21 protein-coding genes and 1 pseudogene are annotated in these 20066 nt (G+C 40.8%); 8 read left to right on the top strand and 14 right to left on the bottom strand.

The features are described 5' to 3' along the window. Positions 1–135: 135 nt before the first annotated feature. The 7 genes from AAEY55_RS09040 to tnpC all read left to right on the top strand — a co-directional run bounded on the left by AAEY55_RS09040 (position 136) and on the right by tnpC (position 6158). Positions 136–612 carry an FxsA family protein gene (locus AAEY55_RS09040; RefSeq protein WP_011326974.1) on the top strand — a complete coding sequence of 159 codons (477 nt, stop codon included), beginning with the start codon at positions 136–138 and terminating at the stop codon, positions 610–612. Between the two features lie 107 nt (positions 613–719). After that, positions 720–1007, top strand: coding sequence for a co-chaperone GroES (locus tag AAEY55_RS09035; protein ID WP_011326973.1), 288 nt, complete (start codon positions 720–722; stop codon positions 1005–1007). 48 nt (positions 1008–1055) lie between these two features. Next, a complete protein-coding gene (gene groL / locus AAEY55_RS09030; protein WP_011326972.1) occupies positions 1056–2699 on the top strand; it encodes a chaperonin GroEL in 1644 nt (547 codons plus the stop codon). A 231-nt stretch (positions 2700–2930) separates the two neighbouring features. Then, on the top strand, positions 2931–3344 hold the full coding sequence (gene rnk, locus AAEY55_RS09025; RefSeq protein WP_041454318.1) for a nucleoside diphosphate kinase regulator: 414 nt from the start codon (positions 2931–2933) through the stop codon (positions 3342–3344). Between the two features lie 551 nt (positions 3345–3895). Further along, positions 3896–4192, top strand: a complete 297-nt coding sequence (gene tnpA / locus AAEY55_RS09020; RefSeq protein ID WP_350550928.1) for an IS66 family insertion sequence element accessory protein TnpA — start codon at positions 3896–3898, stop codon at positions 4190–4192. Beyond that, complete coding sequence (gene tnpB, locus AAEY55_RS09015; protein WP_024591199.1) at positions 4192–4539, top strand: IS66 family insertion sequence element accessory protein TnpB; 348 nt, start codon at positions 4192–4194, stop codon at positions 4537–4539. Before tnpA ends, tnpB begins: the two co-directional genes overlap by 1 nt. Before the next feature lie 86 nt (positions 4540–4625). Continuing rightward, positions 4626–6158 (top strand): IS66 family transposase, encoded by a 1533-nt coding sequence (gene tnpC / locus AAEY55_RS09010; protein WP_350545560.1) that lies wholly within the window; start codon positions 4626–4628, stop codon positions 6156–6158. Between the two features lie 21 nt (positions 6159–6179). On the opposite strand, the pseudogene AAEY55_RS09005 reads toward tnpC, so the two are convergent. The 14 genes and pseudogenes from AAEY55_RS09005 to AAEY55_RS08940 form a co-directional block, all read right to left on the bottom strand. Then, a pseudogene (locus AAEY55_RS09005) lies at positions 6180–6479 on the bottom strand (transposase); the annotation flags it as partial. Positions 6480–6656: 177 nt separating this feature from the next. Beyond that, positions 6657–7046, bottom strand: a complete 390-nt coding sequence (locus AAEY55_RS09000) for a cation transporter (RefSeq protein WP_350545563.1) — start codon at positions 7044–7046, stop codon at positions 6657–6659. Positions 7047–7253: 207 nt separating this feature from the next. Further along, positions 7254–7712: an ATPase gene (locus AAEY55_RS08995; protein ID WP_350545565.1), complete on the bottom strand. Its 459-nt coding sequence runs from the start codon at positions 7710–7712 to the stop codon at positions 7254–7256. Between the two features lie 59 nt (positions 7713–7771). Continuing rightward, positions 7772–9100, bottom strand: a complete 1329-nt coding sequence (locus tag AAEY55_RS08990) for an APC family permease (RefSeq protein WP_350545568.1) — start codon at positions 9098–9100, stop codon at positions 7772–7774. 125 nt (positions 9101–9225) lie between these two features. After that, positions 9226–10968, bottom strand: coding sequence for a hypothetical protein (locus AAEY55_RS08985; RefSeq protein WP_350550925.1), 1743 nt, complete (start codon positions 10966–10968; stop codon positions 9226–9228). 100 nt (positions 10969–11068) lie between these two features. Beyond that, a complete protein-coding gene (hflC, locus tag AAEY55_RS08980) occupies positions 11069–12028 on the bottom strand; it encodes a protease modulator HflC (protein ID WP_350545573.1) in 960 nt (319 codons plus the stop codon). Next, a complete protein-coding gene (gene hflK, locus AAEY55_RS08975; RefSeq protein ID WP_350545575.1) occupies positions 12028–13002 on the bottom strand; it encodes an FtsH protease activity modulator HflK in 975 nt (324 codons plus the stop codon). Before hflK ends, hflC begins: the two co-directional genes overlap by 1 nt. A gap of 274 nt (positions 13003–13276) precedes the next feature. Next, complete coding sequence (locus AAEY55_RS08970) at positions 13277–13921, bottom strand: isoprenylcysteine carboxylmethyltransferase family protein (RefSeq protein WP_350545578.1); 645 nt, start codon at positions 13919–13921, stop codon at positions 13277–13279. Position 13922: 1 nt separating this feature from the next. Further along, entirely contained in the window at positions 13923–14183 is a 261-nt protein-coding gene (locus AAEY55_RS08965; protein ID WP_197182621.1) for a DUF5676 family membrane protein, read from the bottom strand. 2 nt (positions 14184–14185) lie between these two features. Continuing rightward, entirely contained in the window at positions 14186–14467 is a 282-nt protein-coding gene (locus AAEY55_RS08960) for a YHS domain-containing protein (RefSeq protein WP_197182558.1), read from the bottom strand. 84 nt (positions 14468–14551) lie between these two features. Then, positions 14552–14905: a cupredoxin domain-containing protein gene (locus AAEY55_RS08955; protein ID WP_350545580.1), complete on the bottom strand. Its 354-nt coding sequence runs from the start codon at positions 14903–14905 to the stop codon at positions 14552–14554. A gap of 12 nt (positions 14906–14917) precedes the next feature. Then, positions 14918–17287: a heavy metal translocating P-type ATPase gene (locus AAEY55_RS08950; RefSeq protein ID WP_350550922.1), complete on the bottom strand. Its 2370-nt coding sequence runs from the start codon at positions 17285–17287 to the stop codon at positions 14918–14920. 33 nt (positions 17288–17320) lie between these two features. Further along, a complete protein-coding gene (locus AAEY55_RS08945) occupies positions 17321–17746 on the bottom strand; it encodes a MerR family transcriptional regulator (protein ID WP_350545584.1) in 426 nt (141 codons plus the stop codon). Positions 17747–18309: 563 nt separating this feature from the next. Continuing rightward, complete coding sequence (locus AAEY55_RS08940; RefSeq protein ID WP_197182554.1) at positions 18310–18663, bottom strand: hypothetical protein; 354 nt, start codon at positions 18661–18663, stop codon at positions 18310–18312. Positions 18664–19386: 723 nt separating this feature from the next. On the opposite strand from AAEY55_RS08940, the gene istA reads away from it, so the two are divergent. Further along, positions 19387–20066: IS21 family transposase (gene istA / locus AAEY55_RS08935; protein ID WP_350550919.1), on the top strand; the 680-nt coding region annotated here is incomplete at its 3' end.

The following is a 20066-nucleotide window of genomic DNA, read 5'->3' as shown; positions in this document are numbered from 1 at the left end:
GATAGCGTATGTAATGTGTAGGTGCTATAACTGCAAAAAAATAGTAATAGCGCTTACTGTATCCTTGAAATTAGACCGCTCCACCCTCACTTATATTTCATCAACTCTTTTGAGTTTCATTATTTAGAGAGCTTTATGTTTAGATTTTTATTTGTGTTGTTTATCATTATTCCTATTATTGAAATCGCCTTACTTATACAAGTAAGCGAGGTAATAGGTGGTTTTTCGACAATTGCGCTAGTAATTATTACCGCGATTTTAGGCGCAAAAATGGTAAAACAACAAGGTATGAGCGCGCTACAAAAAGCACAAACTCAAATGGCCGAAGGGCAAATGCCTGCGAAAGAATTATTTACTGGTATATGCGTTATTATAGCTGGCGTATTATTGTTAACGCCTGGCATTATGACCGACGTTTTTGGGCTACTATTATTAACGCCAGTAATTCGCAACAAACTGGCAGCCGGCCTTGCTAGCCAAGCTACTGTACGTATGAGTGCAGGTATGCAACAAGGTGGTTCACCATTTACCCAGCACAGTCAAACTGAGGCAGATCCTCATCAAGTGAACAAACCGACCATCATAGATGGTGAGTTTGAACGAAAAGATTAATTTTTTTAATTTTACGCTTGGATTTTGGCGTAACACCCCCATTATTGAATGCAACCAATATAAGCTTTTTTCTGCCCTTCGCAGAAACTGTTAGGAGAACTAAATAAATGAATATTCGTCCTTTACATGATCGCGTGATCGTTAAGCGTCTAGAAGAAGAAACAAAATCTGCTGGCGGTATTGTATTAACTGGCTCTGCAGCTGAAAAATCAACCCGCGGAGAAGTTGTTGCCGTTGGTAATGGTCGCATTTTAGAAAGCGGTGATGTTAGAGCATTAGAAGTTAAAGCCGGTGACACTGTGTTATTTGGCTCATATGTTGAGAAAGTTGAAAAGATCGAAGGTCAAGAGTACCTGATCATGCGTGAAGATAATATTTTAGGCATTGTAGGCTAAACCTACTTTTCGTTTATAAACATTTAAGAATTTAGAGGAATTTAAAACATGGCAGCAAAAGAAGTACTTTTTGCAGGTGACGCACGCGCTAAAATGCTAACTGGCGTAAACATCCTGGCAAACGCAGTAAAAGTTACATTAGGTCCTAAAGGCCGTAACGTTGTACTAGATAAATCATTTGGCTCTCCAGTTATCACTAAAGATGGTGTATCTGTAGCAAAAGAAATCGAACTTGAAGACAAGTTTGAAAACATGGGCGCACAAATGGTTAAAGAAGTTGCATCTAAAGCTAACGATGCAGCCGGCGATGGTACAACTACCGCTACAGTACTTGCACAGTCTATTGTAAACGAAGGCCTTAAAGCTGTTGCAGCAGGCATGAACCCAATGGACCTTAAGCGCGGCATCGACAAAGCAGTAATTGCTGCTGTTGCAGAGCTTAAAGCGTTATCTGTTCCATGCTCTGACACTAAAGCAATTGCACAAGTAGGTACTATTTCAGCTAACTCTGATAAAGAGATTGGCGACATCATTGCACAAGCAATGGAAAAAGTAGGCCGTAACAGTGGTGTTATTACTGTAGAAGAAGGTCAATCACTAGAAAATGAACTCGATGTTGTTGAAGGCATGCAGTTTGACCGTGGTTACCTATCTCCTTACTTTATTAACAGCCCAGAAAAAGGTACTGTTGAACTAGATAACCCATTTATTCTACTTGTAGATAAAAAAATATCTAACATTCGCGAATTATTACCAACATTAGAAGCAGTTGCTAAAGCAAGCAAGCCACTACTAATCATCGCAGAAGACCTTGAAGGCGAAGCATTAGCTACATTAGTAGTTAATAACATGCGCGGTATTGTTAAAGTATCAGCAGTGAAAGCTCCTGGTTTTGGCGACCGTCGTAAAGCAATGCTACAAGATATCGCTGTATTAACTGGCGGTACTGTGATTTCAGAAGAAATCGGCCTTGAGCTTGAAAAAGCAACAGTTGAAGACCTAGGTACAGCTAAGCGCGTAATTATCACTAAAGATGATACAACTATCATTGATGGTGCTGGCGAAGAAGCAGGTATTAACGGCCGTGTTTCACAAATTAAAGCACAAATCGAAGAAGCAACATCAGACTACGATAAAGAAAAACTACAAGAGCGCATGGCTAAACTAGCTGGCGGTGTTGCAGTAATCAAAGTTGGTGCTGCGACTGAAATGGAAATGAAAGAGAAAAAAGACCGCGTTGAAGATGCATTAAATGCAACTCGTGCAGCGGTTGAAGAAGGTGTAGTACCTGGCGGCGGCGTTGCACTAGTTCGTGCAGCAAGTAAGCTGGTTGATTTAGTTGGCGACAACGAAGATCAAAACCACGGTATTAAAGTTGCACTTCGTGCAATGGAAGCGCCACTTCGTCAAATCGTAACAAACGCAGGTGACGAAGCTTCAGTTGTAATTAACGCAGTTAAAGCAGGTTCAGGTAACTTTGGTTACAATGCTGCTACTGGCGAATACAATGACATGATTGAAATGGGTATCCTAGATCCAACTAAAGTAACACGCTCTGCACTACAATTTGCAGGGTCTATTGCGGGTCTAATGATCACTACCGAAGCTATGGTAGCTGAAATCCCTAAAGATGATAGCGCTCCTGATATGGGTGGCATGGGCGGTATGGGTGGAATGGGCGGCATGATGTAAACCCCACCTAAACCTCCCGGTTAAAAAAACCCAGCCTCGGCTGGGTTTTTAATGTTATAGAAAAAATAAAAAACTAACTATACTCTTAGTCACTTAAGTACTATTGCTTAAGATAGTTGATTATTGAGTTGCAAATAAAAATTACTTCAACGTATTCTAGTGCAATTAAGCTTATGCCGAATCATACTCAGAGTAAGTTTTATTTACATAAACATTATTAAGGATATTGAGTTGAATAAAAGACCTGAAATAATCATCTCATCATTAGATGCAGATAGACTATATGATTTAATCGAATCATTGCCAGCAAACAGTTTTGCGGGTGAAAAAGAACTTGAAGCAGAATTAGGACGAGCAACTATAGTTGATCCTAAAGACGTACCAGCAACAATAGTTACTATGAATTCGACGGTAAATTTTGTTGTAGAATCTTCAAAAGAAGAATTTAATTTAACTCTTGTCTACCCGAAAGATCTTGACGCTAGCGGCCAAAAAATATCAATTTTAGCCCCTATAGGCGGCGCTTTACTTGGGCTATCACAAGGAGATGAAATTGAATGGCCTAAGCCTGGTGGAGGTTTAATAAAAGTAAAAATAAAAGAAGTAACCTACCAACCTGAAAGAGTCGGCGAACTACATAGATAATTTAACGAAGCTAATAAGTAGCTCCTAGCGCATTAAATTAATTAAAAACCCAGCTCATATTGGGTTTTTAGTTTGCGCTATCATTTTAGCTCAAATCATTTCCAAAAATTTACTAACTGTTAAGCGTGATAATAACTGGGAGTTAATTCCAGCAACCCATTAAATATTAATTAGTGCAGGCCACTAAACCCGATAAATTGCTTGTCGTAGGTAAAACTGAGGCAATTATAGCTCCCACCTCACTAAGGATATAATACGGCAACACTTGCTAATTACCACAGATGCTATGCCATCCGGACAGCACCCAGTGGCCATTGCTAGTCACCCATATTGATAGATATGTAAAACCTGCCAATGATACTCTTACCTCCATATTTGCCATAGCTTAATCCAGTTGAGCAAGTATGAGCATGGATAAATATACTCACTTAATAAATAGTATTTGCTATCGATGCGTTACGCAGTAAAAAGGTAAGCGTCTAGCCAAGTGCGCCTGCAAGTAACTCGTCAAAACGATTAAGCTATTTCCGAATTTCAATTAAGAGATAGCTATGAGAAAAACACGTAGCCTTGAGCAATGGCGTAGTATTATAGAAGCGCAACAATCGAGTGATTTAACTATCACTGAGTATTGTCAGCAAAATACTTTATCAAAAACAACTTTTTATGCCGCAAAAAACAAGCTAAAAGCATTACCTGGCAATTTTGTTCGCGCCAAAATCACTAAACAACCTGACGTTATCAAGCCGCAACAGCCGATAACCCTCACTGTTGGCAAAGTAAAAGTCAGCTTGCCATCAACAACGCCTGCAACTTACCTCAGCCAATTGTTACGCGAGTTTGCCTGATGAAAATGTTTGTTGAACCCGAGCGTATTTATTTACACCGCGATGCGGTGGATTTTCGAAAATCGATTGATGGTCTGGTCGCCATCGTTGAAGGCGAGCTTGAACGTGATGCCTACACTGGCGCGCTATTTTTGTTTTGCAACAAAGCGAAAGATAAACTCAAATTAGTGTACTGGGATAAAACAGGGTTTGCTTTGTGGTATAAGCGACTCGAAAAACAAAAGTTCAAATGGCCAAATAAAGCCACTTTGCAAGAATTTGAACTCAGCTCTGGGCAACTGGATTGGTTGTTGTCGGGATATGATGTGCTTGGCCATGAAGAATTGCAGTATCAATCTATGATCTAATTAACAGTAAACGATCATTGCCACACATCCGTTTTTATTTGCCCTGCAAACGAGAAAAGTGCATAAAACTTTGTTAAGTTGCAGGGATGAAACTTGATGCACACTCACTTCCTGATGACCCAGAACAACTCAAGCGCATGCTGCTTGAGTTGCAACATGTCGTCGCTAAAAAAGATGAAGAGTTAGCTAAAAAGGATGCGCAAATTCACGAATTGCTGCAAGCTTATAATGCGAAACTTGCCAAAGAGTACGCTAAGAAATCAGAAAAAATGCCGGGGGCGGGTGAAGTATTCAATGAAGCAGAAGAAACGCTTGATGAGTATGATAAAGCGCAATTGGCCACATCGCCCTCAGTAAAGAAAGAAAAAGCCAAACCGAAACGCCGCCCACTGCCGGCGCAATTACCACGAGTAGACGTGATTGTTGACCTCGATGAGGATGAAAAAGTATGTGATTGCTGTCAAAGCACCTTACATAAAATGAGTGAAAGCAGCAGTGAAGCATTAGAGTTTGTGCCAGCACATATCAAAGTGATTAAAACGATTCGCCCGAAATATACATGCCGTCACTGTGAGCAAGAAGGCATTGATTGTGTGGTGAAATCCGCCCCGATGCCCGCATCACCCATTCCAAAAAGTATCGCAACGGCCAGCTTGCTGAGTCAAATAATCACGTGTAAATACCAGTTTGGCTTACCGCTTTATCGCCAAGAAACAATGTTAGGCGATATTGGTATAGAATTAAGCAGACAAACCATGTCGAGCTGGATGCTACGTTGTGCACAATTGTTGTCCCCCCTGTATCAACGCTTAAAAGAGGTGTTGTTATCGCAAGCAGTTATCCATGGCGATGAAACCCCGTTAAACGTCATTAACGCAGATAAAGCGACAAGCTATATGTGGCTGTATTGTTGTGGTGATGATAAACCGGGTAAAAGCACTAATATTGTCCTGTTCGATTATCATAACAGCCGTGCGGGCCAATGTGCGGTTGATTTTCTTGATGGTTACCAAGGCTATATGCACGTTGATGGCTACAAGGCTTATGAGCAAACTCAGGCAACACTGGTTGCATGCCTTGCTCATATGCGTCGTAAATTCATCGAAGCGAAAGGCAATAATAAGAAAACAGGCAAAGCGGATGTGGCGCTCAACCTCATTGGCAAGCTCTACGGTATTGAGCAAGCCATCAAAGATAAACCAGCCACAGAGAAGTACACTGTTAGACAACAAAAAGCCAAACCCATTGTTGACGAGTTATACCAATGGCTGCTCAAACACAAAGATAAAATCCCGCCCAAAATGGCGCTAGGTAAAGCCATTAACTACGCGATAAATCAATTTGAAAAATTCCGGCGGTACCTTGATGATGGCAGACTTAAAATAGATAACAACCGCGCAGAGCGAGCCATAAAACCCTTCGTGATAGGGCGAAAAAACTGGTTGTTCTCACATACCAGCAAGGGTGCACATGCCAGTGCGGTACTTTATAGCCTTGTTGAAACTGCGAAGGCAAATAACCTTGTGGTGCATGACTATATTTCTACTTGCTTACAGCACCTAGCTGAGCAACCTGATAACCTTGAGCCGCTGTTACCTTGGAACATTAAGAAAGGCTAGGTGTCGTTAGCTATACGCTTACTCAATTTCAGGCGTTAACTTTGTTTGTTTTTTTTTAACTAGCTGAGGTTCAAACGACCCTGAACGGTCTCTGGGCGTTTCAAGTTCGAATTGGCCTATGGATGACTTAACTGTTTTTTTGGTTGAACCATTTTTACGGTTAACTTGCGTCTCAGATTGTAGATGCTGCTCTAATTCGGCTTTAAGAGCCGCTTCGGTGAGTTGTTTGATTAAGGGTGTTAGAACACCGTCTTCGCCAGTAAGACCTTTACCAGCTTGAAGTTCAGCTAATGCTTTGTTGAAATCGAAAGATTGAGTCATGTGTCACTCCTGTTTTCTTAATAATACTGAAATGACACAGATTTCTAAACACTACCATTTAAGCTGACACAGAACCCTGAACACCCTCTTCTAAACATATAACTAAACTTACGAAACCAACTAAAACATCTATTATGCTATATACGTTTTTCCGTTGGCTCCGATTGATTATACACACTAATTTTTTTTGTCTCGTGATTTTTTACTTTTTGCACTACCCGGTGGCGATGCATGGCAACTCCATGGCTTGTGCTTAGCATTTTCTCTAATATTTTTATCTACGAACTCATAATAGCCTTCTTTAAAGTTAGTCCACCAATCATACGAAATATCTGCTCCATTTATTTTTATTGTATTTTTAATGCTCTGTAAGCTGCAATGTGTTGCATCATAGCTGACGTGTAGAGTTTGCTTCTCATACTCAAATGACACTTTATTAACGCCAAAAGTAGTATCAATATCATGAAGAATCGCATCTACTTTAGTTCCATCTACATTAGTGAGCTTTAAATAACGAACCACTAAATTCACCTCTGATACCCCAACTTTATGCTCAAATTTGCTCATACTAATTATCCATTTTTTTGAAAAAGTGTAAATTTTTATAATATCTAATACATATGCTGTTAATTTATACTTAAAACTGATCAACAGATCTGTATTGTTTTTGATAAACGCAGACCATTAAATGCCATTGATTAGTTTCTATAGTTATCGTCTAATCAGTAGCAACAAAGTCCCTTACTCAATGAGCATTACCAGCTACACTGTCAATTACATGTCTGAGAACCGATTAACCGCTTGTACCATTCGTTTAATTTCATTTTCCTCAACATCTTTTATTGTATTGAGCAACTCTTTGGCACTGTCTATATTGACGCGAGAATAAAGGTGAGTGTATAACTCAATAACTTGTTCGTGATGGTTTACTGTCTTTTCCATAATGTGCGTCATATCTAATTCTTTAAAGGGTGAGTCGCAATGACCATGCTCAATAATGGGGTACTTTCCGATATAGTCATAACACCAAGTGTTCAATGCTTTTTTATCAGCAGTATTTACAAACCCTTTTACAATGCGCTCTAAACTCGCTTCGTGACCAGACAAGTAGTGAAGGGTCATTTGTGCCCGCTCATCTTTATTTTGTTCAGAACAGTGTTTTAAGCAGTCCTTTAAGTTTTTATGAAATGAAACAGTCCAATTAAGTACGTCTCTAATGGTTTCAACTTGCATAGTGTTATTCCTCAGTTTAATCGTATTTATCTTCGCTAATTATTTGATTATGGCTCTGATTACTCAGATGTTTCATTTGGGCCTTTACCGTACCATTTAGACAAGTAAAAGCGCTCGTATGAAAATATGCTAACAATAGCAACCGCTGAATACACAACGATGAGCGGATCTGTGTTTATTTTGTACATTGTAAGAGCCGTTAGAATAATCGCATCGAAAGTCAACGCCATCAAAATTATCGGTGACGAAGCACTTATTTCCTTTCGCATATAGCGATAAACACCCCATTGAATGATCATGTCCATTACGATGTATAAAAAAGCGCCAAGAGAAGCAATCCTTCCGATATCAAAAAATACGGCAAGTAACGACGCAATCACCACAGCATATACAAGTGTGTGTTTACGAATAGAGCCTGACATCCCAAAATGGCTGTGTGGGATCATTTTCATATCTGTCATCATGGCCAACATGCGCGATACTGCAAAAACACTCGCCAATACGCCGGACAATGTCGCCACAGCAGCAAGGACGATTGTTAAATAAAATCCAGTGCGACCGAGGGCTGGCTCGGCTGCTTCAGCTAACGAGTAATCTTTTGCTGAGATGATTTCTTCAATGGAAAGGCTAGAGCCAACAGCAAATGTGACAAGCACATAAACGACAGCACACAGTGCTATAGAAATAATGATAGCCAAACCTATATTTCGATGAGGGTTAGTGATTTCCGACCCACTATTAGTGATGGTTGTAAAGCCTTTGAAGGCTAGAATGGTGAGCGCGACTGACGCAATAAAGCCAGTCAAACTAAACGTAGATACAGAATCAACATTGGCCGAGAATTGAAACCCACTTGACCATAATGCGGCTATGGCAAACAGTGAAATACCACCAATCTTAATGACCGCCATGATTGCCGACAGAAAACCAACCGAACGATTTCCAGCCATATTGACGGCAAATGCAAAAAGTATGACGCCAACAGATATGATGGGGACCAATGGACCACCGGTGATATCGAAAGGTCGCAACACGTATGAAGCAAACGTTCTAGCAACGAGGCTTTCTGCAATAACCATGGATATTGCCATCAATAAAGCCGCGCCTGCGGCAATGGCACCAGTGCCATACGACTTTTGCAAAATCATTGCAATGCCACCCGATGATGGCCATGCATTGGACATTTTTATATAACTGTAAGCGCTGAATCCAGTAATTATAGCGCCGACAATAAAAGCAAATGGAAAGAAAGGCCCAGCTAATTCGGCTACTTGACCTGTTAGTGCAAAAATACCGGCACCAATCATAACGCCAGTTCCCATCGCAACTGCACTAGTAAGAGAGATTGACTCTTTGCCCTGTTCGTTGTGTTTATGATGATGATCCATATGTCGAACCCCCTATTGGTAATTGAATTAAAATGTTTACTGAATTAGTTTTACAAACCCCATCGGCTCAAATTATATAATTAAGTAATCTTCCGAATGAGCATAGTGAGCCTCCTATTGGTTATTTATTTGCTGTTACTTACCGCTATTGCACCAAACACCAATTCCTTTAATTGCGTACAATGGGTTTCTGTTGGCGCTGTTTCAGCATCAATTTCATGGGCTGCGTTAAAGTCCAGCCTCCCTTCGGCATCGAATACCAACCAACTACAAGTTTCATTAACAACGATTTCCGGTTGGCCACATGCAAGTCGTAAATACCAGTCGACTAACATGAAACGACGACCGGCAAACTCTGGCGCAGTAGACTTGCCGCGAACGAGTTCAAGGTAGGAATCATGTTTGAGTGACTTTACTGTGTTTTCTTCAATTAAAAACAATCGGGTTTCATGTTGCACAACCGCTTCATGGCAACCGATATTGCTGTGACCAGCAATATGGAAGAATTCATTGTCCGATTCGGATGAGGTTGAACAAATTATTTCACCAGGGTCAATTGGCCCTTCGTAGACCGGTGCAAAACCGCCACCTAGGGTACGGAAATTTGTAGTCTGGCCTTGATACAAACGTGCAGCGACCCATTGCACCTTGTCGTCATAGGTGTAGTTGCGCAAATCGAATTTGAGAACTTGTGCCGGTTCGTGATCCGAAACAACCCGACTACCGGGTACCACCAAAGCTTGTGCTATATAACCACCTGTGAGGATTTCCTTCCAGACACGCTTTGTTAACTTGTCGCCACGGTAGGCAGCGCGACCGCCAAACCCAGCGAAAGGCTTGAAAAAAAGCCCTCGGCGCTTGCGCCAAAGGCGCTCAGCGTTTTCGGATAGCACAATCTCAGTGTGGGGGATCGCAGCAAGCAAAATATCTTGTGTGGCCTTTGGCACCCCTAATGCCTGTAGCCGTATTGGATCACTAAGCAACACAAGGTTACGCTTGTCCGCAAACAGGGCGTGCGACTGCGGGTTGGGCGTGAGCACTATAATGTTTTGCAAATAAGCCTCACGCAACGTAGCGCTGGCAGGCTCACTAAGGGTAAAATCTGTCAGTCTGTTGTATACCAAGTCGATATTCATATTGCCGTGTTTAAGCACACCTTTATGCAAAGTGAACTCACACGGGTCTGCAATCACGACCCCTAATCCGTGTCTTTGAAACAGTTGCTGAAACAACAGAAGTTCTGGATATAGATACTGCTGTGTCGGATTCTCATCGACTATGGCTATGCTACGTAACGCTCGTTCATGACCTGATAGAGACCACTCTTGACGGAACATCGCTACTATTTCGTCTTCAAGGACGTTGGACTTGTTTTGCGCTGACACAATTTTTTCTATTGCCGGACAGCATGCCCGATGCGCCCTTGCCAATACTGCGTTGAGCATGGCTCCACCCGCATTGGTGTTAATCTCGATCAGTCCAAAGCCGCCTTCAGTGACATGAAAGTCGTAACCGAAAAATACGCCCTTAGCGCCACCTGGATTATGGCTCGCAATGTGCGTTGAATCACCTAAGATTTCTTTGCGATAGGCCGGCAATGCCACAACTAACTCGATAGCATGAACAACTTGCTCCATGCGTGCCATATTTGCCTGAGAGACAAATACAGGACGTGTAGCGAACAAATAAGGACAACGCTGCTGAATCAAATCAAATAGGCCAGGTTGACCAATTTCAGACTCCAATGCTTGTTTTAAAGCTTTGGTATCCAGGCTAAGGCAAAAACATTCAGAGTTAAGTAGCTCAATCGAATCAGGTCCAGAAGATATAGTAGCCGTAATTGAAAGACTTGATATATTATCCGTCATATAACGTTCCCCTCATTTATACAAGATCCATTCAAATGCTTCAGTTTCATGCATATCACTTTCTCTATCAAAGGTTCAGAAAATATAATGAGATGATGCTTCATTCTTCGACAACCGTTTTTCCATCACTTAGGAGTTTGTAAAGCGCACTGTCGGTCGTCAGCACAAGGGTGGTATTTTTATCAATAATAGTCTGGTACGTTTTTAGGGTTTTTACGAAATTATACAGCGAACGTGATTCTTTGGACTTATTATATGAATTAGCATAAATTTCAGTTGCCTTAGCGTCTGCATCACCTTGAATTGTTTGAATAGTTTTATATGCTACAGACTCGATTTCCCGCAGATCTTTTTCCATATTACCAATTATTTTATTGGCCTCACCCGCCCCCTCCGAACGAAAACGTTCAGCAATTTGTTGTCGCTCACTGATCATGCGTTGATAGATTTTCTGGCGAACACTTTCGTTATAATTGATCCGTTTAAATCGAATATCCAAAAGCTCTATGCCAAATTCCAAGAGTTTATTAGATGCTGCCGCATAAATATCCTGTTCGACTTGACGACGGCCACGGGTAATTGGAAGAAGCGTGCTGATATTTGCATTTTCTAATAAAGGATCTACCGCTGGTTTTCGATCTTTTGTAGTGCGGATGATTTCAATGAGTTCGTGTTTGGCAACGGCGTTGCGTGTTTCACTGCCAAGAATGTCTTCCAACCTAGAAAGTGCGCTGCGTTCATCTCGAAGTCGTAAAAAATATTGTAACGGATCTTTTATTCTCCATCGCCCGAATGTATCGACAGTAATATAGAGCTTATCTTTAGTAGGCATATCGTTGGCCGCACCATCCCAAAGTAAGATGCGCTTTTCAATTCGATTGACGGTTTGAATAAACGGTACTTTTAGCTTTAACCCTGAATCTGAAATGACTTCGCCAATAGGCTTGCCAAACTGTGTGATGATGACTTGTTCTGTTTCATCGATCTTGTAGAGGGATTGAACCAATACGATGATCCCTAGAAAAATTGACACTGCTAAAGTAATCAGTAGCTTTTTCATTATTGGATTCCTTGTTGACGATTTAGATTAAGCAATGGCAGTACGTTTCCAGCCCTCACATCCAGAACGATTTTTTGTTTAACCTGTGGCAGCACTTCCGCCATCGTTTCTAAGTACAAGCGGCGTTCGGTGACTTCGGGGGCCTTGACATATTCGGTAAGTAAAGCATTAAATTTGGAAGCATCGCCTTGGGCTTGATTCACTCTTTGAATGGCATAACCTTGTGCTGCTTGGATATTTTGATCCGCTTTACCTCTTGCCCGTGGTACGGCTTTGTTGTACTCCCCATGGGCAACATTGATCATTCTTTCTCGTTCCTGTTGAGCCTCATTCACTTCATCGAAAGATGATTGAACCGGGTCGGGTGGATTAACGTTTTTAAGTTGCACTTGGTCAATGCGCAATCCCATTTCATATAAATTAACGACCTCCTGCATTTGAATTTGCGCATTAGTTTCTATTTCTTGGCGTCCAACGGTCAATACTTCGTCCACTGTACGATCCCCGACAACTTCGCGCATAACCGACTCCGAAATATCCCGTAGTGCTTCACCTGGATCTCGCACTTTAAATAAAAAGTCGAAGGCGTTCTCAATTCGAAACTGAATCACCCACTCCACTTGTGCAGTGTTCAAATCGCCTGTGACAATCGTAGTTTCTAAATTCCATTGTTGCTTAGATGCCACTTGATTCACAAAGGTAGCTCCGGGTGTTCCAAAACCAAACTCTTCTTTCAACTGACGCTTGATAGGCACTTGTATTACTGTGTCTACACCAAACGGAATTTTCCAATGAAGTCCCGGGTCAAGAATCCGATGATAGTGACCAAAGCGCTGCAACACGCCAACAGATTCGGCAGACACTGTGTAGTAACTGCTGAATCCAATATAAAGTAGGATCGCGGTGATAACGCCCAAAGTGATAGTTTTAGGTGAAACTTTTATATCCGGCAATTTTTGTAGTTCTTGTGCCATGGAAATCTCCTAATAAATTATTTAAGTACCTATTTCAGCGACTTTGCTATTACTATGTCGATGCGCTGGCACAACTAAATTGATGGGCGCAAGTCTCTTTCAAGGACGCGCCTGTCAAATCGAATTTTTAGCCATTGCCAGAGTAAAAACCAACGATGTCTTTAGATCGGTTGAATTGTTAAATTACAAAGAAGCAGCATTACTCCTTTATAAAATGTGTACATCGATAGTGACTGAGGCTAGTGACATGGCGCTTCAATCTCCACTTTCGTATTTATTTCGATTGAGCGATAAAAGACTTCCATTGCGATACGCGAGGGATAAACATCGGTACTCGTTTTTGATATTCGATATATTCCTCACCAAATTCTTTTATTACCGCTAATTCTTCCCGTTTGGATAGTCGGTAATAGATAAAGATGATAATCGGTAGCAATCCAACAGAGAAAAGTGTTGGCCAATGCACCACGCCTTCACCAAACAATGCAATAAATAACCCCGTGTATTGTGGATGTCGTGCCAGGGCATAAAGTCCATCAGTCACTAATTTATTTTCGTGTCTGGCTCGGTGTACTTGACGCCAGCCTTGAAAAAAGATGCCGATGCCAATGAAAAGTAAGATGTAGCCCAAAATCATTGAGATCATCATCCCTGTTTCGCCCATCCCCATCAAAGAAGACCACAGATTGGCACTGAGTCCGGTTCGGTCGAGACCACCAAAACGCGCAAGTAAATAAATAGTTAATGGGAATCCATACATTTCCGCATATAACGCAATAATAAAAGCTTGTACCACCCCAGCCCCTGCCCATTCATGCCAAGATGAAGGAGCCAAATATTTATACATATACCATGAGACAAGCACAATCATGATCGCCGCTAGTACCCATATCCCTGAATGTGTTATTGGTTCGCTCATATTATTTCGCCTTGCTTCCAAAGAAGTTATATAGAGGCACCCAGATAAGCGTGATAAACCAGCCATACATATAACTCTCAACAAGCCCTAAAAAGAAACTCTGCCAGCTTATCCATTCAAAACCAGGCAACAACTTCAACCACACTTCATACATCGCGTGTTGCGGAAATAACAGATCAAACACCACACAAAGCGTAAAACTAATGCTGATGAATAGACTGCTTGCGTGGCCAAAGGCCATTAAAGATATTTTGTGGTTCACGTTCAGGCTCCTTTGTCGCTTGTTTGGGTTAAATATTTATCAGGATTTTGGTCAAATTCATCAAGACAGCTTTTAGAGCAAAACCGGTAAAGTGTGCCCTCATGCAACTTTCCATAACCTTTATCAAGTTCAACTATTTTGTTGCAAACTGGATCGACATTTGACTCTGTCTTATCTGTTGTTGCGTTTTTGTGGTGGCCATGAGCCATATGCGATCCGCAGCCAAACCGCATCATCAAGTAAAAAAAGCCTGCAAATAATAAAAATGAAATTACCCCATCCATAATTTATCCCCTTTGTTAATGTTGAGCGTTTTTGCTCTTTTTTTACGAGTGAAAATATAAGTAAGTGCATAAACGTCACTCGACTTATTCAATAATTAACTCACCTACATACATATTCATTTGACAGTGAAATGCGTATCGTCCGGGTTTGGAAGCAGGGATCGTTACATTCACTCTTTTATTCAAACCCAAGGTCGCATTAATGTCTAAGTCTGGAATTTGTAAAGTTTCAGAGCACGGTGATGCATCAGTTCTTATAAAAGTGATAGTCGATTCTTCGTTAGCCGGTACTTTTATATTTGATGGTTGATAAACACCTTCCCTCACTAACACCTCTATTGCACCATTCTGCATAGCAACACCAGACGATTTGTACATCCAAAACCACCATACAATAAGTGCTATAAGTGCTACCCCTACTAAGTTTATCCACAGCATAATTTAATACTCCTAATGGTCTTTCGCTTTAAAGAAGCGAAGACGATTTGCGTTAGTCACCACGGTTAGTGAAGAGAAAGCCATTGCAGCCCCTGCAATAACTGGATTTAATAACAAACCAAAGAATGGATATAACACACCAGCTGCTATGGGCACGCCCGCAACGTTATATATAAATGCGCCAAACAGATTCTGTTTAATGTTCGTTAAAGTTGCCTTGCTCACAGCAATAGCATCAGCTAAGCCATGTAACGAACCTCGCATAAGCGTGATATCAGCACTCTCAATCGCGACATCTGTGCCCGTTCCAATTGCAAAGCCTACATTGGCAAGCGCCAGTGCAGGTGCATCGTTAATACCATCACCGGTCATGCCGACTATTTCACCCTCTTCTTGCAATTGAGCGACTTTGTTGGCTTTATCCTCGGGCATTACCTCAGCAAAATATTCACTGATACCGACTTTGGCTGCGATAGCCTTCGCGGTTAATCGGTTATCACCCGTCAGCATCACAATACGAATACCGTTTTTTTGAAGCCTCGCGATAGCTTCAATAGAATCTGCTTTTATAGGATCTGCCACTGCTATGATTGCGGCCAGCTCATTATTAACCGCAAAATACATAGGTGTTTTTGCCTCTTCGGCGAGCGCTTGCGCTTTATCTACAAACGCACCTATACTGATACCTCGCTCTTTCATTAGCTTTTCATTACCAAACAATAGCTTGTTTTCATCAAGTGAAGCCTCTACACCTTTTCCGACTATTGATGAGAACCCCTTTACTTTTTTAGGCTCAATACCCTGCTCATTAGCGCTTTCGACAATTGCCATTGCCAGTGGATGTTCTGAGCCAGCCTCAATACTCGCTGCAAGCATTAGTATATGGTCTCGGGCCTGACCATCAGCCAACAGTACGTCGGTGACCTTGGGTGCACCCTCAGTAATAGTGCCGGTTTTATCTAGGATCATGGTGGTTATTTTTGACGCTGTTTGCAGCGCTTCACCGTTACGAATCAATACACCAGCTTCTGCTGCTTTGCCTACACCCACCATTACCGACATAGGTGTTGCTAAACCCAACGCGCAAGGGCACGCAATAATTAATACCGTAGTTGCCGAAACAATCGCGAATACCAAGGCTGGCGACGGTCCAAAGTTCAACCATGCCAGCGCACTTAAGACAGCAATAATCATGATTACCGGTACAAAATAAGCTGAAATAGCATCTGCTAAACGCCCTATCGGTGGTTTAGAGTTTTGCGCTCTTTTCACCATATTGATGATCTGTGCTAGAGCAGTATCTTTACCAACACGCGTTGCTTTAAACACTATTGAACCAGACTTATTGATGGTTCCTGCGACCACCTTGTCACCATCGCTTTTTTCAACCGGCATGGGTTCGCCCGTTAACATCGATTCATCCACAGCAGTATGACCTTCTTCTACAATGCCATCGACTGATATTTTTTCGCCTGGACGTACTCTTATTAGATCATTAAGCAAGACATTTTCTATAGGAATGTCGATATCTTTATTATCTCGAATTACTCTCGCTGTTTTGGCTTGCAAGCCAATTAATCTTTTAATCGCGTCAGAGGTTTTTCCACGCGCTTTGACCTCTAGCGCTAAACCAAGATTGATTAGGCCAATAATCATAGCCGTTGCTTCAAAATAGACATGGCGTGCCATTTGCGGGAGTAATTCAGGAACCGAGACCACTACCATTGAATATATCCAAGCGGTGCCGGTGCCTAATGCAATAAGGGTATCCATATTCGCTGAATGGTTTTTTAGCGAGTTCCACGCACCAACATAAAAATGCTTACCTGAGAAATACATAACGCCAAGGGTTGCGAGGCCGACAGTGAACCATACGAGTCTCTCGCTTGTGGTATTAACGGTCATTTCGCCAATCATTAGGCCATAGACCATTAAGGGTACGCCCAGTGTTAAGCCAATGACCGTGTCTAGCATTAGCTTTTTATAATATTGCCAATCGGCCTTTTCTTTCTCGTCTAACGCTTCCTCATCTGACTCACTAGCGTCAATTTTTGCGTTGTACCCAGCAATTTCAATGGCGCTTATCAAACTGGCATCATTTACATTTCCAGTAACCATAACGCTGCGCTGCGCAAAATTCATTTCAGCAGTTTGTACACCATCAACACCGCGCAATGCTTTTTCAATTTTACTTACGCAGCTAGCACAACTTGCACCTTCAACAATTAGATGGTGTACCTCTTGTGTCAGCACATCATTTCCAGCGATTGCTCTTTCCGACTCTTTTTTGATATCTTTAATTTCACTATTGCTGGCCGCTACACTTTTACTTCGACAGCAAGAGTGTTTACTTGCCTTGCTGTTATTGTTTGTATCACTCATAAAACCCTCTTTTTTCGAAAGTTAAGTACTCTGCTATTTCTGTTTTCCATTTTTAGGCAACTGATAGTTATCAATTAAATGACAAATAACATTGTTACTGGGCGCCTTATCAGGCCTGTTCTTCCATGTCACCATAGCCGCACGCATTCTATTTCTCAACTTTGTCATTTCTATAAACCTTTGCTCAGTTTCGTGTAGTCTTTTTTCAATTAATACTCTTACTGTTGGGCAAGGTGCTTTACCCACGTCAGACTCTGATAATATTTGTTTTATATCTTCAATCGAGAAACCTAAATCACGTGCACTCAATATGAACTTGAAGCGATTTTGCTCAGTTATAGTATAAAATTTATAGCCGTTTTCTACTGATTTTAATGGGCGCAACAACCCTATCCGTGTGTAATATCGAATTGTGTCTTTATTTACACCAAATGTTTTTGCTAACTCACTAACCTTCATGTCTACCCTTTTTATTTTTAGTTAATCGCCGCATTGATGATTTATTAACACAAGATAAACCTATGAGTGGCTCATAGCTCAATGGTTTTTTAACTATTTACTGGTGTTGACAAAATAACAACAGCTATTAACAATGTTAAAAGAGTGATTCAATCGAATAGCTTTATACAATTTTAATAAGCCTTATTTGCCCACTTTATTAACAAGCAAAGTATTAATATTATTTATACAAGAGCAGCAATTCTTTAGAAGGTAAGTTTATGACTTCAAGAGTGTTGTGTTATCTCAAATGTGAGCAAGAAAACAGAAGGCTAATATGAACACAAGCCAAATTCTGTGAGCCTTACTAAACACTACTGCCCAAATACTTAAGCAATATCTGCTTGCTTTCTATACACTGAAGCAGTGGAATCACAAGACAAAGCATCTCAAAGAATAGATACTAATGGTTTATCGGTGCTACCACGCTTCTAATAGTTTGCTCCACTTGTTAAATAACTATCAAGCCGATACGGCTCTTTTGACTGTTTTAATTTACTTTATCACTATTGTAAGTTAGCTTATTATTTGGGAGTAAATTCAATAATATCACTGGGCTGTATTTTGCCACTTAAGATAGTCGCATTAGCGAAATGTTTGTCTTTTGTATTACCTAAACGCACTTTCCCTATGTACTCTCTAGCGTAACCTGATTCACCTTCTACCGTTACAGTCTCATCGTAAACAACACGATAAACGCTAAAAACAGTATTCTTTTGCAAATTAGTTGTATCGGCTACGCACACAACCAATTCACTTCCTTTTGTTGATACAACCTGACCACTCATAATATAATTGTGATAGAGTTGGCTTGCACAACCGGCTAAAAAGAACAAAGAAAGCGTTAAAACTGCCAGTACTCTAGTAATATTTTTCATAAGTCATTCCTATTGATGTTGACGAAAATATTTTGCATGCACGTTGTAAACCGATCACAACACTAACGACAGCTTACTTAAATTGCATACAACTTATATGATCTACATCAATAGGAATGCTGATAACTTTAATGAGTTAAAGTTTAACATTTCATTAACTTGTTAAGTGGGTAGATAATTACCCGTAATGACCGCTGATTTACCTGCTCATTTAATATTCCACCCTACAGAACTTAAATCGACAGCGTTACGAATATAAGCTTGAATACTGAAGTAAACGAGTAAACCATCCCACCTTCGAGCCCTAAACTGTATGAAAATAGGATAAATTGTACAAGATCATACATTATGAATTCAGAAGTAAGTAGATCTGTCACTAGGCTAATCATGGCTTAGAGTACCTCTACATCATATAAATTTACAAACACCCAGGGCAAGATCATGAACTTTTCTTTTTAGGGCAAAGTGTGATCAAATAGGCTTCTTATAAATAGGAGCTTCTATGTTGCATATTCTCTCCAGCTTTGATCACCCAATTGCATTAACTTTGATCGCTTATTCTCATTAAGCTTTGATCACTAAAATCACTTGTAAATGATCACTTTTATGCTCTTAATGATTTTGCCGATCAAAGCTTAATACCACTCGTAACCGAGTTCACGTTTTATCATTTTTGTAGGTGTGTTAAACCGTTATCTGAATCGTTTGATGAGGATAACAACAATGACAACAAGACCTATATCTATGAGTAAATTACATTCCATTTTACGGCTGAAGTACTCAGCACAATTATCCCATCGAGAGATTGCCAGAAGTTTAAATATTTCACCTGGTACTGTGGCTAATTACCTTAAAAAGGCCAATGAGTTAGGCTTAAATCAATGGCCAATACCAGAGGATAAACAGCAAAATACATTTTTCAACACCAAACTCAAGCGCTTCTCAACGCGTAAAAAAAGACACCCAACGCCTGACTGGTTAAATATCAATAAAGACTTAAAACAACATAAACACCTAACATTACAGCTCGTATTTGATGAGTTACTTGAAAAAGTGGGTGAGCCTTATTACAGCTACAGTCACTTCTGCCGAGCTTATAAACAATGGTTAGGTACGCAGCGACTCTCAATGCGTCAGCAGCATAAAGGGGGTGAAAAGCTGTTTGTGGATTATTGTGGCCCCACAATTACCATTACTTGTCCGACGACACAAGAAAAGCGCACTGCTCAGATATTCGTTGCTGTGCTAGGTGCATCAAATTATACCTATGTTGAAGCAACGTATAGTCAGCAACTTGAAGATTGGGTAATGAGTCATGCGCGTTGCTTTGAATTTTTAGGCGGCGTTCCTGACGTTGTTATTCCCGATAATCTCAGAAGTGCTGTCAGTAAAACCTGTCGCTA

It is taken from the genome of Pseudoalteromonas sp. 120-MNA-CIBAN-0494 (assembly GCF_040308885.1).
GTDB lineage: Bacteria > Pseudomonadota > Gammaproteobacteria > Enterobacterales > Alteromonadaceae > Pseudoalteromonas > Pseudoalteromonas nigrifaciens.
This window is presented reverse-complemented; position numbering and strand designations above follow the sequence as displayed.

What these genes read in the sequence shown, in the direction of transcription:
- AAEY55_RS08955 (WP_350545580.1), bottom strand. Translation starts at nt 14,905, where the DNA reads ATGCTGTGGATAAACTTAGTAGGGGTAGCACTTATAGCACTTATTGTA.
- groL (WP_011326972.1), top strand. Translation starts at nt 1,056, where the DNA reads ATGGCAGCAAAAGAAGTACTTTTTGCAGGTGACGCACGCGCTAAAATG.
- hflK (WP_350545575.1), bottom strand. Translation starts at nt 13,002, where the DNA reads ATGGCACAAGAACTACAAAAATTGCCGGATATAAAAGTTTCACCTAAA.
- tnpB (WP_024591199.1), top strand. Translation starts at nt 4,192, where the DNA reads ATGAAAATGTTTGTTGAACCCGAGCGTATTTATTTACACCGCGATGCG.
- AAEY55_RS08970 (WP_350545578.1), bottom strand. Translation starts at nt 13,921, where the DNA reads ATGAGCGAACCAATAACACATTCAGGGATATGGGTACTAGCGGCGATC.
- AAEY55_RS09035 (WP_011326973.1), top strand. Translation starts at nt 720, where the DNA reads ATGAATATTCGTCCTTTACATGATCGCGTGATCGTTAAGCGTCTAGAA.
- AAEY55_RS08950 (WP_350550922.1), bottom strand. Translation starts at nt 17,287, where the DNA reads ATGAGTGATACAAACAATAACAGCAAGGCAAGTAAACACTCTTGCTGT.
- AAEY55_RS08945 (WP_350545584.1), bottom strand. Translation starts at nt 17,746, where the DNA reads ATGAAGGTTAGTGAGTTAGCAAAAACATTTGGTGTAAATAAAGACACA.
- AAEY55_RS08990 (WP_350545568.1), bottom strand. Translation starts at nt 9,100, where the DNA reads ATGGATCATCATCATAAACACAACGAACAGGGCAAAGAGTCAATCTCT.
- AAEY55_RS08985 (WP_350550925.1), bottom strand. Translation starts at nt 10,968, where the DNA reads ATGACGGATAATATATCAAGTCTTTCAATTACGGCTACTATATCTTCT.
- AAEY55_RS08995 (WP_350545565.1), bottom strand. Translation starts at nt 7,712, where the DNA reads ATGCAAGTTGAAACCATTAGAGACGTACTTAATTGGACTGTTTCATTT.
- AAEY55_RS09040 (WP_011326974.1), top strand. Translation starts at nt 136, where the DNA reads ATGTTTAGATTTTTATTTGTGTTGTTTATCATTATTCCTATTATTGAA.
- tnpC (WP_350545560.1), top strand. Translation starts at nt 4,626, where the DNA reads ATGAAACTTGATGCACACTCACTTCCTGATGACCCAGAACAACTCAAG.
- AAEY55_RS08960 (WP_197182558.1), bottom strand. Translation starts at nt 14,467, where the DNA reads ATGGATGGGGTAATTTCATTTTTATTATTTGCAGGCTTTTTTTACTTG.
- hflC (WP_350545573.1), bottom strand. Translation starts at nt 12,028, where the DNA reads ATGAAAAAGCTACTGATTACTTTAGCAGTGTCAATTTTTCTAGGGATC.
- AAEY55_RS09000 (WP_350545563.1), bottom strand. Translation starts at nt 7,046, where the DNA reads ATGAGCAAATTTGAGCATAAAGTTGGGGTATCAGAGGTGAATTTAGTG.
- tnpA (WP_350550928.1), top strand. Translation starts at nt 3,896, where the DNA reads ATGAGAAAAACACGTAGCCTTGAGCAATGGCGTAGTATTATAGAAGCG.
- AAEY55_RS08940 (WP_197182554.1), bottom strand. Translation starts at nt 18,663, where the DNA reads ATGAAAAATATTACTAGAGTACTGGCAGTTTTAACGCTTTCTTTGTTC.